General features: G+C 71.7%; 14 protein-coding genes. All 14 read right to left on the bottom strand.

What is annotated here, in order from left to right; all coding sequences use genetic code 11:
- Positions 1–68: 68 nt before the first annotated feature.
- Positions 69–737 (bottom strand): HAD hydrolase-like protein, encoded by a 669-nt coding sequence (locus AB0C59_RS06320; RefSeq protein WP_363001366.1) that lies wholly within the window; start codon positions 735–737, stop codon positions 69–71.
- Positions 737–2,689 carry a phosphoribosyltransferase gene (locus AB0C59_RS06315; protein ID WP_363001364.1) on the bottom strand — a complete coding sequence of 651 codons (1,953 nt, stop codon included), beginning with the start codon at positions 2,687–2,689 and terminating at the stop codon, positions 737–739. Before AB0C59_RS06315 ends, AB0C59_RS06320 begins: the two co-directional genes overlap by 1 nt.
- Positions 2,686–3,480, bottom strand: coding sequence for a methyltransferase domain-containing protein (locus AB0C59_RS06310; protein ID WP_355273359.1), 795 nt, complete (start codon positions 3,478–3,480; stop codon positions 2,686–2,688). Before AB0C59_RS06310 ends, AB0C59_RS06315 begins: the two co-directional genes overlap by 4 nt.
- The gene (locus AB0C59_RS06305; RefSeq protein ID WP_355273356.1) at positions 3,477–3,944 is read right to left on the bottom strand and encodes a hypothetical protein; all 468 of its coding nucleotides are present in this window, start codon (positions 3,942–3,944) and stop codon (positions 3,477–3,479) included. Before AB0C59_RS06305 ends, AB0C59_RS06310 begins: the two co-directional genes overlap by 4 nt.
- A complete protein-coding gene (locus AB0C59_RS06300) occupies positions 3,937–5,448 on the bottom strand; it encodes an NAD(P)-dependent oxidoreductase (protein ID WP_355273354.1) in 1,512 nt (503 codons plus the stop codon). The genes AB0C59_RS06305 and AB0C59_RS06300 overlap by 8 nt, the downstream gene beginning before the upstream one ends.
- A gap of 38 nt (positions 5,449–5,486) precedes the next feature.
- Positions 5,487–6,359 (bottom strand): GNAT family N-acetyltransferase, encoded by an 873-nt coding sequence (locus tag AB0C59_RS06295; protein ID WP_363001361.1) that lies wholly within the window; start codon positions 6,357–6,359, stop codon positions 5,487–5,489.
- Between the two features lie 32 nt (positions 6,360–6,391).
- Positions 6,392–7,288, bottom strand: a complete 897-nt coding sequence (locus AB0C59_RS06290; protein ID WP_355273349.1) for an endonuclease/exonuclease/phosphatase family protein — start codon at positions 7,286–7,288, stop codon at positions 6,392–6,394.
- Between the two features lie 25 nt (positions 7,289–7,313).
- A complete protein-coding gene (locus AB0C59_RS06285) occupies positions 7,314–8,228 on the bottom strand; it encodes an endonuclease/exonuclease/phosphatase family protein (protein WP_355273347.1) in 915 nt (304 codons plus the stop codon).
- 67 nt (positions 8,229–8,295) lie between these two features.
- Complete coding sequence (locus AB0C59_RS06280; protein WP_355273344.1) at positions 8,296–8,907, bottom strand: DUF6624 domain-containing protein; 612 nt, start codon at positions 8,905–8,907, stop codon at positions 8,296–8,298.
- Positions 8,904–9,206 carry a helix-turn-helix domain-containing protein gene (locus AB0C59_RS06275; RefSeq protein WP_355273342.1) on the bottom strand — a complete coding sequence of 101 codons (303 nt, stop codon included), beginning with the start codon at positions 9,204–9,206 and terminating at the stop codon, positions 8,904–8,906. The genes AB0C59_RS06280 and AB0C59_RS06275 overlap by 4 nt, the downstream gene beginning before the upstream one ends.
- On the bottom strand, positions 9,203–9,559 hold the full coding sequence (locus AB0C59_RS06270) for a hypothetical protein (RefSeq protein WP_355273340.1): 357 nt from the start codon (positions 9,557–9,559) through the stop codon (positions 9,203–9,205). The genes AB0C59_RS06275 and AB0C59_RS06270 overlap by 4 nt, the downstream gene beginning before the upstream one ends.
- Positions 9,560–10,009: 450 nt before the next feature.
- On the bottom strand, positions 10,010–11,365 hold the full coding sequence (locus AB0C59_RS06265; protein WP_355273337.1) for an MFS transporter: 1,356 nt from the start codon (positions 11,363–11,365) through the stop codon (positions 10,010–10,012).
- The gene (locus AB0C59_RS06260) at positions 11,362–11,883 is read right to left on the bottom strand and encodes a LuxR C-terminal-related transcriptional regulator (protein WP_355273334.1); all 522 of its coding nucleotides are present in this window, start codon (positions 11,881–11,883) and stop codon (positions 11,362–11,364) included. Before AB0C59_RS06260 ends, AB0C59_RS06265 begins: the two co-directional genes overlap by 4 nt.
- Before the next feature lie 98 nt (positions 11,884–11,981).
- Complete coding sequence (locus tag AB0C59_RS06255; RefSeq protein ID WP_355273332.1) at positions 11,982–13,823, bottom strand: glycoside hydrolase family 15 protein; 1,842 nt, start codon at positions 13,821–13,823, stop codon at positions 11,982–11,984.
- Positions 13,824–13,914: the final 91 nt, after the last annotated feature.

Below are 13,914 nucleotides of genomic sequence, written 5' to 3'. Positions count from 1 at the left end.
TAGGGCCTGCCGGCCCCCGGGGTGTGCAGGCGGTCCCCAGGGGAGGGCGGGCGGTGTTCGGGATACGGTCAGGTGGCGGTGGACGGCTCCGATGCGGTGGTGGGGCCGGCGGCTTGAATCCGGCACCAGGCGGCCAGATCGGCCGGAGTGCCCAGCAGCCGGTCAGGTTCGGCTCGGGTGAGGTCCTCACGGCTCGCGTAGCCGTAGGCGACGGCGATCGCGCGCAGCCCGGCGGCGTGGGCGTGCCGGACATCGCTGCCGGTGTCGCCGACGTACGCCGTCGCTTCCCACCGGGTGCGAAGGTCACGGAGCTTGTCGGTCTTGCTGCCCGGCTCGTCGCGGGAGAGCAGGATCCGGGGCATCGCCTCCGGGGCGAGGGTGCGGGCGAGCAGGGTGCGGACGGTGGTGTGATGGCTTCCGGTGACCACCGCGTACCCGGGCCCGGCGGCCAGGCCGGCCAGCGGGCCGGCCAACTCGGGGATGACGCCGTACGGTTCGCCGGCGGCGGCCCGGGCGGTCAGCTCGGCGTGCCGCTTCCAGAACCGCTCGGCGATCTCGAAGTCGATCCAGCGGGTCAACGAAGCGCTCAGCACGCCCTGGTAGACGACCGGCAGGTCGCCGGGCCCGGCCAGGTCAGGCAGCTCCCACAGCTCCATCTCCTCGCGGGCGTCCTGATAGCAGCGCCAGGCCCGGGCGCGGGAGTCGTGCAGGACACCGTCGAAGTCGAACACCAGCATCAGCTCACCTCGCCCAGCGTTACGACCGGTACACCGCACCAGGCCAGCAGTCCGGGGCGGGGCAGCAGCCGGGCGAGGTCCTCCAGCGCGGCCCGGTCCCAGGCCGACGGCGCCTGGAGCGGGGCGAGCAGCAGCACGTCGCCTTCGCGCACGGCCTGGGCGCGGCCCTCGGCCCAGCGGGCGACGGCCTTCAGCGCCATCTGCGTCTCCTCGCCCGTCGGGCCGGGGCCGATCGGGCGGGCGGCGGTGCCGCCGAACGGTAGCCGGGGCTGCACCAGAGCCCCGGGCGGCTCCTGCCACCGGTGCACGACGCCAGGCACGGCCGTCTCCGGACCGCCGACCAGGTCACTCAGGACGCGCTGTACGGCCTCAGCCGCCTTCGACATGCCGCGCTGAAGCCGGTACGCCTCCACGGCGGTCTCGGCCGCCCGCTGCGGGTTGTAGGTGCGCGGCAGCTGCGCGCCCCGTGCCGTCCCGTAGCACAGCAGCGCCACAGCGAGCGGCGCATACCAGGGCCTGCTGCCAGGGAGGCGGCGGGCGAGACGGTCGGCGACGGTGTCCAGGTTGCTGCCGAAGGCGACGCAGAGCGCGGCCAGATCGAGCAGAGGGGTGAGCAGCTCGTTGTCGCGACGGTAGGCGTGGGCGAGGTGCCCGGTCTTGCGCAGGCGTCCGGCGTCGTCGAGGAACCACTTCTCCGCCTCGCACCGGTTGTCCGGCAGCGCCGGGGCCAGCGCGGACAGCAGCTGCAGCATCCGCGCGGCGGCCGGCGCCGCCACCGCGGCGTCCGTTCCGGTCAGGGCCCCGGCCACCGCCTGCAGAACCGCGGGCATGGGCCCGCCGGGGACCGCGGATTCCACCGGGAGCTGCCGGGCGCGGGCAAGGACGTAGTCCACAGCCTCCTCCAGCTTCCCGGGCGCCGGCTGGGGACCGAGGGGAGCGGCGGGGGCGAGGCCCTCACTGACCACCATCGCGGGCGCCACGGCGAGCGTGGCCGGGACCACGGGGCTGCGCACCGAGGTGGCAGCGGCCCGGGCGGTGTCGCCGAAGATCCCGGGCGGCACCCATCCGGCGACCGCGTGCCGAAGGCCCCCAGAGGTGGTCAGCCGGACGGCGGCCCGGGCCGGGGAACGACGCCGCACGCCCGGCCACGGGGTCAGGGCGGAGTTCTCCCGCCCGGGCACGAGACCCTCCACTACCGGCGCCGGCCCGGCGTCCTGCCAATCGGCGTGCGCGTCCAGGTAGGCGGACAGGGCGTCCGGTTGAAGGCGGCGGGTGGACTGCCACCGCTCGCGCGGCAGCACGGTGACCGTGATCCCCTCCTGACGCAGTCCCTGCACGTCGGCGGGGTCGAAGACGGGCACCAGTACCTCGCCGCCGGCCGGTCCCGGCACGCTCTGGGCGAGGGAGAGCAGGGTGCGGCCGGTCAGCGGCGGGTCGTCCACGAGCAGCACCCGCCGGTCCCGGACGTCCAGGTCCTCGCCGGGCCGCACGCTCGTCACCCGGACATCCAGGCCCGCGGCCTCCAGCCGGGCGGCGACCAGCGGCGCCAGATACGCCCCGCCGGTGCGCACCCCGGCGACGAGAACCGGCCCGGCGTCCCGCCGGGCTCCCAGCCATGCTTCGGCCAGGGTGAGGGCGTCTGGGCACTCCACACCTTGGACGGCAAGGGAGGCCGGCAGGCGCACGAGGGAAGCGTCCCTGGTCAGCCGGTCGGGGATGCGGTCGAACTCGGGCGTGATGAGGGCGGTCTCGCCGGCCGCGAGCCGCCGGGCGGCGCGCAACGTCATCTCCCGCAGCGCCCGGGCCCCCGGCGTGGCGGTGTCGCAGCAGCGGATCCACAGCGCGGCCAGCGACTCGTAGCAGCGCAGCGCCTCCATCGGCTGCCCCGCCCGGGCCTCAAGGGACCGGGCGAGGTGGGCGATGGTCAGCGGCCGGATGACCCCGCTGGTCATGCGGTGGCCTCGCGGCGCGCCACGGCGTGCACCAGGCGGCCCAGCTCCCGGTACGGGCTGCGGCTGGAGGCGGCCCACTCGGTCTCGAGCGCCGCCTGGTACTCGTCCTCAGTGGGCTTCCAGTCGGTGCGGTGGTCGTGGAAGATCCGCACGCCCTGCCACGGCAGGGGGGTGAGTCCGTTCGCGCGGGCGAGGTCGTCCAAGTGGTCGGGGGTGTCGCCGCGGGTGGTGATGCCGAGGTTGCCGACGCTGGCTGCCTGCCCGCTCTCGATCTGCGCCCGGGCCGACGCGTAGTCGCCGGACAGCGCCTCGCGCACGCCCACGGCGAGCCGGTTCTTCGTCAGGACGCTGAGGATGCCGCCGTCGGCGACGAGCCGGGCGAGGTGGGCGACGGGGGCGACGGAGTCGGCCAGGTACATCACGACGCCGTGGCACACGACCGCGTCGAACGCGGCGTCGTCGAACGGCAGGGTGTAGATGTCGCCCTCGCTCAGGGTCACTCGCTCGGCGATCTCGGGGACGGCGGCGATCCGCTTGGCGGCGGCCTCGAGCATGCCGGGCGACTTCTCCACGCCGGACACGTGGTGTCCGGCGGCCGCGAGGCGCAGCACCATCTCCCCGTCGCCGCATCCGACGTCCAGGACGCGGGCAGGGCGCTCACCGAGCTCGGTCAGGACGCGGCGTGCGGTGATGTCGTGGCGCAGACGGCCACGGCCGCCGCCGGAGTACGCGGCGTAACCGGAACCGACGGTCGCGAAGTCCGGGCTGGTGGAGGAGGAAGCAGCGGTCATGAGGTGAACTCCTTGTTGAGAGTGGGCCAGTGTTCGACGAGAAAGCGGAACGAGGGGTAACGGCCTCCGGCGGACAAGGCATCTCCGGCCGCTCCGGAGGGGGTGAAGGTGCCGGTGCGGATGGCCTGGCGGATACGGACCAGGCGTGGGATCCGGGCGGCCAGCTGCGGCACCCGGGCCCGGGCATCCGGGGCCGGCAGCCATGCAGTCAGCTGGTGCGGGCGCATCTCCTCCCACACCACGACGTCCGCGATCCCGCTGCCCAGGCGTACAGCGAGGAAGTGCGGCACCGCGGTCGTCCCGGGCGACGGGCCGCGGTGGCCGAGGGTGATGACGGCGCCGGGATAGCCGGTGCGCAGGGCGGTGAGGTGCTCGGCGAACACGGCGCTGAGGTTGCAGGCCAGGCAGCCGCACCGGGAGTGGGCTCCGGTGAGGTCGTCGAGGGTGAAGATCCGTTCAGCCACGTCCGCCGCCGGCGGCCGGGCCGTAGAGGCGGTAGTAGTCATCGACGATGCCCGACTCGGCGAGGATCAGGTTGGTCGCGGCGACGTTGTGTCCGGGCTGCAGCCGCTCGTCGCCGCGGGCCAGGGCCACCGCGCCGACCGCGAGTCCGGCCAGGACCAGGTCGACGTAGCGGTTGGACAGGGACTCGGCGTAGTGGAAGTTGATCGGCATGCCGTGCCCGAGGACGACGATCTCGGGGCCGCCGGCGAGCTGGTAGCCGGTTCCGAGCACGCCCCGGTCCGTCACCGCCGTGCTCGCGGCGCGCAGCTCGTCGAGGGCGAACTCGAAGTTCCGGCTGGTGGTGCTGACCAGGAAGGACCTCTCCGGCAGGAGCCGGGCCTCGCGCGCGCCGAAGCTGCGGCTGCCGACGCAGCCGATGACCAGCCTCGGCCGGTGCGTACGCACCAGCTGCTCCAGCGACTTACCGGTGAGGAACCCTTCCTCATGCGCGGCGACCAGGCGGGTGATGTCGGAGTCGAACACCGCGACCCGCATCCGCCGCATCTCCAGGACGCGGGCGACCTCGTGCCCGATCCGGCCGAAGCCGAGCACGAGCGCGGCCTGACCCTCCAGCTTCTCGTCCGGCAGCAGCCGCAGGGTGTTGCGGACGGCCGCGTCGGCGATGCCGTACGACTCGATCATGGACTTCATGTCGCTCTCGGCCACGCTGAACAGCGGCAGCGGCAGCGGCAGGTCGAGCCCTTCCACCTTGCGAATACCGGAGGTGGTCTGCTCCACCAGCCCGACGAAGTGGTCCGCCTGCGCGGGCAGTTCGCGAAGGACGGTGGGCATCACGTAGCCGCCGTCGTCCATGACCACGGTGCGTTTGCCTGCGGCCGCGACCCGGGCGGTGTGGTCCTCGATCCCCGCCCGCAGGTCCCGGTATCGCCACACGGCGATGCCGTGCCGCTGCACCAGGTGCGCGTCCACCCGGTGGGTGTGCGCGTAGGGGTACTCCTTGTCGATCACGGTCATGTGCCCCGGGTCCACGCCGAGGGCGAGCAGACTGTCGACCAGCACGAGGAAGTCGCGCATGTGGTGGATCGTCAGCAGCACACCGACGCCGGAGAGCGGCTTGTCGGCCCACCGGTCGGCCAGGTGACTCGTCAGCGGCAGCTCGGTCACGGCAGCGGCGACCTCGGTGGCGGTGAACGGCAGATGGCGTACGGCCGTGAAGAACGCCTCAGCCGCGGCCGGGGAGCCCTGTTCGAACGTCGCCACGATCCGGTGGGTGTGAGCGGCGGCCGCGGCCGGGTCCGCCGGGGCGGCCAGCGTCAACCGGCCGCGGCCGCCGTCGGCGAGTGTGCACTGCCACGATGCTGAGGTCTCGTCCCAGTCCATGCTCTGCACGCCGGTGGTGAGAGCGAGGCGGGCGGCGAGTTCACCGGCCAGATGCCGGGCCTCATCCTGAGTGCCGATGATGTCGACCGCGTGGACGAGCGGCGGTTTCACGGATGTGGACATGGACGCCCTCCTGTCAGGGGGTAGGGGATGCCCGGGGCTCAACGCTCGCCGGGAAGGGTGTAGGTGTGGCAGCGGCCGGTGACGCGCATGCCGCTGGCGGTGAAGTCGGCCGGGTCCTGCCGCGTCACCGCGCGCACCGTCGCGACCTGTCGTTCGGCGGCCAGGGCGTGCGCCTGGGCGATGAGCCGCCTGCGGACCTCCGTATCGGCGGCCCACACCTCGGCCACCAGCAGCTCACTGCCGGTGGTGTTTCGCTGGACCAGGGCCAGCAGCAGCGACCCGGTCGGAGGGTCGAGCAGCAGCGTCTCGGCGCTGAAGCGTGCGTCGTCCCGCCACCGCGGCAGCGTCGCCTCGGCGAACGACGCCTCCAGACCGGCGAACCGGCGGCCGGCCGCGGCGACGTACGCCTCCAGCCCGGTGAGGCCGACTGCGGTGACGGCGCCGGGCCCGTCGGCGGACGGGGCGCCGTGCAACACCGTGATGGTGTGCAGCACCTCCCACCCGGACCTGGTGAAGAACATGCCGGCGCCATCCCGGTCCACGGGCACGTCCGTGGTCACCAGCGGCCACTGCACCGCGTCCACCACCGTCTGCAGCAGCCTCCGACCCAGATGTGCTCGGCGCGCCGACGGCTCCACGACCGGACCCCACAGCCGCGCCCTCGCCTCACCGGGCTCCGGGCGCCGCACGGCACACCAGCCGGCCAGGCCCTGCCCGTTACGGGCCACCGCGAGGACGGGCGGCACGCCGGTCAGCGCGTTCGTCAGCCGCGAGCGCACCAGGGAGGCGCTGACCGGCCGATCGTCGCTATACCCGCTAATGCATCGCTGAGCCAGAAGCGCGAGCTCCTCACACACATCGCCATCAAGGTCCGGGAGCAGATCGATCTGCACGGGACGAGGGTCACTCATGCCGCGGTCCTTCCTTGGGAGGTGGACATCGGTCACGCCACCCGGGTGAGCGGGTGGTTGAGGATCTCGCTGAGGGTGTCCCGGTCCAGGCGCACCACGACCGTGTGGTGGTCGGACAGGCCCGTCATGTCGACGACCTCGACCTCGCGGACGGCGGGCAGGAGCTGCTGGCTGGCGTAGATCCGGTCGATGCGCGCCTTCGGGCCGTGGGTGTCGCAGGCGTCGACCGTGGGCGCGACCGCGCTGGTGTCACCCGTGGCCGCGACGAGATGGCGGGCGACGTCCTGGAGGCCGGCGGTGCGCAGGGTGTCGTCGGGTCGGTCGTCCATCCGGCGCACGCCGTCCGCCCCGAGGTAGGAGCGATGCGCCCGGTGGGGCTCGTCCCGGATCTCCTCCAGAACGGGCAGGGCCGGGTCTCCCGGGGTGCCGACGACGGGGTAGCTGTTGTTGTCGCCGCCGAGCAGTGCCGGGTAGTGGACGTACCGGTCGCCGTCCTTCACCCACTGGTCGTTCCACTTGGTCAACCACTCGGCCTCCGCCAGGCGCGTCGTGGTGGAGCAGTAGTTGAGGTGGTAGGAGCCCACGATCAGCGGGGCGGCGCCGGGGGCCGTTCCGGCGAGCTGGAAGCTGCACACGGTCGGCGGGAGCGCCCACACGGGGCCGGTTTTCGGGTACTCGCTGACCGGAGTGAAGAGGTCCGGGTCGTGGTAGACGGCGGTGCAGCACTCACGGCCGATGAAACCGGGCATGCCCAGCACGGCTTCGGCCGCGTCCGCGAGCTCGTTGCCGTTGTCCTGTGCGTTCCACATCTCCTGCCGCAGGAGCAGATGCAGGTTGAGCGAGGCCAGGCGGTCGTGCATGCGCTGCCACAGGTCGCGGTCGCCACCGCCGTTGTTCTCGAAGTTGCAGATCGCTGCGTTGATGAGCACGAAGGTCCCCCCAGAGGTTGAGGTGTCAGCGGGTGGGTGTGAGGGCTCGGCGCAGGACGTCGAGGTCGAATCGCGCGAGGAGCAGGGCGTGGTCGGAGACCGCTCGGACGTCGTCGGTTGCCAGGACCTCGAAGGCGGTCAGGGCCGACACGAGGTCGGGGGTGCAGTACATGCGGTCGATGCGTTGGGCGGGTCCTTGGTCGGTGCGCTTCAGGCTCGCCGTAGCCGCGAGGGCGCCGGGCTGGCCGAGGACCGTGGCGGCGTGCAGGCCGAGGTCGGTGAAGACCGGGTTTCCGCCGGAAAGGATCTCGTCCGGTCGGGTGTCCGAGACACGTCGGCCGGCGCGCTCGATGGTCCGGTGCTGGTAGTGCACGCGGTCCTCGACCCTGTCCCAGTCCGGGAGCGCCACGGATTCCAGGTCCGTGCGGTGCGGGTAGCTGTTCGCGTCCATCCCCAACAGGGCACTGCGGCTGTTGTCGGCGAGGGTGGTGAGCCGCCGTGCCTCGGTCGCGCGCAGGTCCGGGTCGAAGTGGCACAGGTGTGCCGAGGCGAGGTCGATCGGCTTCGGGTAGCCCTTGAGGCGGACGCGGGGATTGCAGATCGGCTTCCACGGCATGTCGTGTTCGAAGTCGCCGTCGACGAAGAACACGTTGGGGTCGACCATCACGCCGACCGGGTTGCGGCTGCGTCCTTCCCGCGGGGCGGACATGAACGGCGCGAGGCCGCCGAGCCGGTTGGCCTCGGCGTACAGGTCCGCCTTCCCGCGGTCCCAAGCGCCGGTCAGCTCCTGGCGCAGCACCACGTGCGGCTTGATGGAGGCGAGGATGTCGCGGGCCAGCTCGCGGTGGTCCTCCCCTCCGTGTCGGCCGCGACCGTTGTGCTCGATGTTCCAGCACACGACGCGGATTTCGTTGTCGAAGGTGGGCTGTGCAAGGGACAAGGGGGCATCTCCTTGGACGGGTGGCGGCACGCAGGAACGGTTCGGGTGGATTGGGTTCGTGGCGCGGTCACGCCGCGCGTGTGTCGGGTGCAGGAGTGGGCCTCACCGCGGCGGGGGCGGATAAGGAGGCGATCGGCCCGTGTCGCTCGCGCAGGCGGCGGGCCTGGTCGGTGTACGGCGGCAGGCCCGCGCCGACTCGGCGGGTGTCGAGCTGTTCGGGATCGGCGATCGGGTGCGGTTCGAGGAGCCCGTCGGGGCGGTACCAGTGCTGGGTTCCGTACAGCTGGGCTTGCCCCACGTTGACCAAGCAGCGATCGTGCAGGTGAGCAAGTTGGGCGCTGGTGGCGTCACCGGCTTCCACGGCTCTCCGGAGCAGACCAAGCAGCGTCCGCTGAAGCGCCGGGTTGTGGTCGCTGTGCACCGCGATGTCCACGGCGGCCTGGCAGGCGTCCGCCCCCACGGTGCTGCGGCCCGGCCACTGCCCGAGCCGTTCGACGATCCGCTTCAGCCCGGCGGCATTGTCGTGCTGGGTCTGGGCGAGGGCCGCGAGCGCATGCGGTGACAGATCGAAACGTTCGGCGCCGGGTTTACGCCAGTGCTCCTTGGCCCGCTGCGCGCGGCCCAGCAAGTCCTCCGCGAGAGCGGGGTAGCCCGGTTCGGACGGGTGGGGCTCGTTCACGAGCTCACCTGCTCTTCCGTGCCGGCGGTGCGGCGCCCGCGCTTGGTGGCTTTGGCCTCGTTCAGGAGAGAGTGGATAGCTCCGTAGGACCGGTTCGTCGCCTCGCAGATCTCCCGGATGGTGACCGTGCGGCCCGGGGTGCGGTAGGCGGCCACGACCTTCTTCGCGAACTCCGCCCGCGCGGCGCCGGTGAGCTTTTTACCTGTCTCGATGAAGGGCAGATCGAGGCGTCCGGGGGGAGGGATCGTCTCCGGGCTCCTTGTCGTCACCTCCGCCGCGAGCATTCTCGGTGCGGTCACAGGACGTTCTCCTCGCGCGCGAGGGCGAGTCCGGCGCCCAGGGTTCGGATGTGCTCGAGCATCGCCTCGTACTCCTTGTCGTCGTCGCTGATATCGACCCGGGAGGCGGCGAGGATGCCGTGGATCTCCCGGCGCCGGGCCGCGGCGAGCAGCCGGGCGAGCTGTGGGCGTGTGGCCGGGTCGGTCGGTCCCGTGACGTCGAAGGTGCGATCGGCGACCGTCCAGCCCAGGCGGGTCGCGAGGGCCTGCGCGGCGGCGAGACGGGGAGCGGGATCCTGCCGGGAGCCGACCAGTACGTACAGAGCGATCCGCTTGTCGCCCGATTCACGTCGCAGGACCGTCTCCAGTTGCACGCGACGCAGCAAGCCCAGGCGAGACGCTGCGGCGTCACGGTCCAAAGCAGTCGTCACCGTGGTCATGCCAGGCCCCCAGCGACCGTGAACTCAGCCCACGGCCGAACCGGTTGGGGCCGTGCGGAGGGGGTGTGGAAGACGGCGTACTGCCCAGTCGGGGCTAGCCCCGGCAGGGGAGCACGCACGGCGAGGAGAAGGCCCGCCACCGCCACCGAGATGCGTAAGGACAGATCGCGCAGGGCAAGTGCCGCCGACACATCTCCACGGCGTTCAGCGCGCGCACGCTGTCGCGGAACGAAGGCCTGCTGCTGGCGGCCCAGGGGGATGCGGTCTGGTGGAATCGAGACCTTCACGGGAGATTCCTTCAAGGCGGGGACACAGGACGTGGGGAAGGCTTGGCGAGGGCTCTGCAGCCGCACGAGGGAAGAGGCGGCGTCGTACCGAGCGCGATCAGTGGACACGGTCTGCGCCTTCTTCCATCGGTCGACTGATCTGAGCGGGCAGCACTGTGGTGGCGCCGTCGGGCATGACCTTCAAATGGCGGACGGGCGAGACCCACAGCAGCGCTACTGGGCTGAGGAGGAGCACCGTGCCGGTCAGCAGCGCGGCCCACACACCGACCACGGCAGCGACGGCGCCGGCCGCCAGGGTCGCCAGGAGCCGGGCCCCGGCAACCAGCCACACGGAGGTTTGCTGGACACGGGACTGAAGGTGAGATGGGCACAGTTGCTGGCGGAGCGACCGCTGTGTGGAGGCGGCCGCAGTGACCGCTACCGCCTTGACGGCGCTGGCGGCGACCAAGGTGATCAACCACCCGTGTCCGGAGCGGGCGAGAAGGAGCGGAATCCCGCATATGGGGTACGCGGCGAAGCCGACGAGCAGGACCATTCCGGGTCCCAGCAGGCGCACCATCCGGCTGGCGACCAGGGCGCCTACGAGGCTGCCGACCCCGACCGCGCCCAGCACCAGTCCGAGACCGATGTCGCCGTAGTCGAGTTCGGTCAGCAGGTAGTACGCGAAGTACGTCGTGACGATGGCCTCGGCGAACGCGTGGTAGGCCATCGTCAGGACCAGGGGCCGCTGGAGCGGATCTCGCAGTACGTGCGCCATGCCCTCACGGATCGACGTGATCATCCCGGTGCGCGGGACGGCTGAATGCCGGTCAGCGTGGATGGTGGAGATGCGTGAGGCGTACCAGGCGCTGATCAGGTAGGACGCGGAGTCCAGGAGCAGGCAGCGGGCGGCGCCCAGCAGACTGACCGCGGCGGTCCCGACGTAGGTTCCGGCGGATCCGGCGACGGCGAAGGCCGCCATCGCCTGGGCGTTGGCATCGGGCACGAGTTCGGGTTCCACCAGCTCGGGCACGATGGCGATCGCCGCGGCCTGGTGCAGCACCGTCAGCGCCCCCAGCAGGAGCGCCACGCAGTACAGGACCGGCATGGACAGCGTGCCGGTGGCCCAGCAGGCGGGGACCACCGTGACCACCGCGGCCGCCGCGAGGTCGGTGCCCACCATCAGCCGCTTCTTGGAGAAGCGGTCGCCCGCGACGCCGGCGGGCAGCGCGAGGAGGAACGCGGGCGCCATCATGGCGGAGGCGAGCATGGAGACCTGGCCCGGGGCGGCGTCGAGCTCCATCGCTGCGATCACCGGGAGCGCGACTGCGGAGACCGACGAGCCGGCCAGGGCTGTTGCCTCGCCCAGCCAGTAGGTCCGGAAGCTGCGGTGTCCGCGCAGGGAGGGCGCCGGTGCCGAGGAAGGGGCAACGGGAGCATCGACGCGTGCCGGCTGAGGGGGCAGAGGACTCACCGTGCCTCCCGCTCGGACATGGTCCACAAAAGGCCCGCTCGGGCGGCGTAAGCGACTGCCTCGGCCCGCTGGTGTACGCCCAGCCGAACGAAGATGTTCTTGAGCGTGGACCGGACTTGCTCGGGGTTTCGCCCGAGCCGCCGGGCGATGCCCATACGCGTCAGCCCCTCAGCCACGAGGAGTAGGACGTCGACCTCCGAGGGCTTCAAGAGGATGCCGGGCTGCCCGAGCGTTTGCTGACGCGTCGGCTCGGCCGCGGCGGTCCGAATGCTGCTTCCCAGTCCAGGCGGGAGGCGGTGCCCGCCTTCGGCGGCCAGGGCCTTCACGCGCTGGAGGAGGTCCGGGTCGCCGTGCAGCTCGGCGGTGCGCACCACCGCTGCCACGCCGTACGGCGCGACAGCGACGATGTCGTGAGCACCGACGAGGTCGGCCATCAGGACGACCGGGACGTTGGGGTGGCGCTCGTAGTGGGACTTCAGAGCGTCATGGCAGGCTCGATCAATGCGGTCGGCGGTCACGACCACGACGTCCCGGGGGGCCACGAAGCTGCCGCCTGCGGAACCCGGCACGGGAGCGGCGCCCCTTGGGGGCGAGCCCTCGGCAAGAGCGTTCCGACTCATCGGGCCGCTCCCTCGAGCGCGGGGAGCGATGCACGCTGGTCACAGAGTTCCAGTTCGAGGGCCACCTCCACGACGCCGAGGTGGCTGAAGCCCTGCGGGAAGTTCCCGAGCTGCCGCTGCAGCTTCGAGTCCCACTCCTCGGCCAGCAGCCCGACGTCGTTGCTCAGGCTGAGAAGGCGCTCGAACAGGGTGCGTGCGTCGGCGTAGCGGCCGATCATCGCAAGGTCCTTGGCCAGCCAGAACGCGCAGACGAGGAAGTCACCCTCATCACCCGGCAGCCCGTCCATGCCGACGTCGTCACCGTTGGTCGGGTAGCGCAGGACAAACCCGTCGGAGGTGGAGAGTTCCCTCTGGACGGCCTCGATGGTGCCGATGACCCGTTTGTCGTCTGCCGGCAGGAAGCCCACCTGGGGGATGAGCAGCAGCGCGGCGTCGAGGTCCTTGCTGCCGTAGTACTGGGTGAAGGTGTTGCGTTCGGCGTCGTATCCGTTGGCGCAGACGTCCTGGTGGATGGTCTCCCGCAGCTTCCTCCACTGCTCCACGGGGCCGTCGGCATGACCGTCCTCGACGAGTTTGACGGCCCGGTCGACCGCGACCCAGGCCATCACCTTGGAGTGCACGAAGTGCTGGGCGGGACCGCGTGATTCCCAGATGCCCGCATCCGGCTCACGCCAGTGCGTCTCGACCGACTCCACGAGCTTGGTCAGCAGGGTGTTGCTGGTCTCGTCGCGTTCCAGACCGAACAGGGCGGCCAGGTGTAGAGTCCCGATCACTTCGCCGTACACGTCGAGCTGGCGCTGGCCGGCGGCGCCGTTGCCGATGCGTACCGGTGTCGATCCCTCGTAGCCGACGAGCCAGTCCAGCGTGGTCTCCGGCATCTCGCGCTCCCCGGCGATGCCGTACATGATCTGCAGGTTCTCCGGGTCGCCGGCGACTGCGCGCAGCAGCCACTCGCGCCAGGCGCGGGCTTCGTCGAGGTAGCCGGCCCGCATGAGGCTGGAGAGGATCTTCGCGGCGTCCCTGATCCAGACGTAGCGGTAGTCCCAGTTGCGGACGCCGCCGATCTCCTCCGGCAGCGAGGTGGTCGCCGCTGCGGCGATCCCCCCGGTCAGCGGGTTCGTCAGCGCCTTGAGCGTGATCAGTGAGCGGATCACCGCGGCGCGGTAGGGGCCGCTGTGGGTGCATCGCGAGACCCAGTCCGTCCAGAACTTCTCGGTGTCCTCGAAGGCCTGGTCGATGTCGAGCTTGTCGGGCGCGCCTTTGTAGGAGGGCTGCCAGCTCAGGGTGAAGGTGGTGCGCTCGCCCTCGCCGAGCGTGAGGCGGGAGCGTGTGGTCAGCGACTCGCCGTGGGTTTCCGCGTCGGTGTCCAGCCAGACCGCGTCGGGGCCGGCGACCGCGCGGGTGCGGTTGTCGGCGGTCTTCTGGACCCAGGGCACGACCTTGCCGTAGTCGAAGCGCAAGGACAGGGCGACGTCTACGTTGACGGTTCCGGTGACGGCTTCGGCTATCCGCACCAGGCGCGGCGTGTCGTCGGCGTGCGTGCGCGGCGGCATGAAGTCCGTGACGCGCAACGTGCCGGTCGGGGTGTCCCACTCCATTTCCATGATCAGCGTGTCGCCGCGGTAGGAGCGGCGGTCGGCCGCGGGGCGCGGGCTGGTCTCGGGCACCGACGGGCCGATGTGCCAGTAGCCGTTGTCGGGGGTGCCCAGCAGACCGGCGAGCACGGCCTCCGAGTCCAGCCGGGGCAGGCACAACCAGTCGATCGTCCCGGTGCGGCCGGTGAGCGCGGCAGTCTGGAGATCGCCGATGAGTGCGTAGTCCTCGATACGCCCAGCCATGGAAGTCCGTTCTGTTCGATGGTCCTGCGGGGGACCGCGGCGGTTGTCGTGTCGTGCGGCTCGACGCCCGCGGATCGCGGGCGCCACGGGG

The organism is Streptomyces sp. NPDC048664 (genome assembly GCF_040650555.1).
In the GTDB taxonomy this organism is placed as follows: Bacteria; Actinomycetota; Actinomycetes; order Streptomycetales; family Streptomycetaceae; genus Streptomyces.
This window is presented reverse-complemented; position numbering and strand designations above follow the sequence as displayed.

What these genes read in the sequence shown, in the direction of transcription:
- AB0C59_RS06310 (WP_355273359.1), bottom strand. Translation starts at nt 3,480, where the DNA reads ATGACCGCTGCTTCCTCCTCCACCAGCCCGGACTTCGCGACCGTCGGT.
- AB0C59_RS06295 (WP_363001361.1), bottom strand. Translation starts at nt 6,359, where the DNA reads ATGAGTGACCCTCGTCCCGTGCAGATCGATCTGCTCCCGGACCTTGAT.
- AB0C59_RS06315 (WP_363001364.1), bottom strand. Translation starts at nt 2,689, where the DNA reads ATGACCAGCGGGGTCATCCGGCCGCTGACCATCGCCCACCTCGCCCGG.
- AB0C59_RS06320 (WP_363001366.1), bottom strand. Translation starts at nt 737, where the DNA reads ATGCTGGTGTTCGACTTCGACGGTGTCCTGCACGACTCCCGCGCCCGG.
- AB0C59_RS06255 (WP_355273332.1), bottom strand. Translation starts at nt 13,823, where the DNA reads ATGGCTGGGCGTATCGAGGACTACGCACTCATCGGCGATCTCCAGACT.
- AB0C59_RS06300 (WP_355273354.1), bottom strand. Translation starts at nt 5,448, where the DNA reads ATGTCCACATCCGTGAAACCGCCGCTCGTCCACGCGGTCGACATCATC.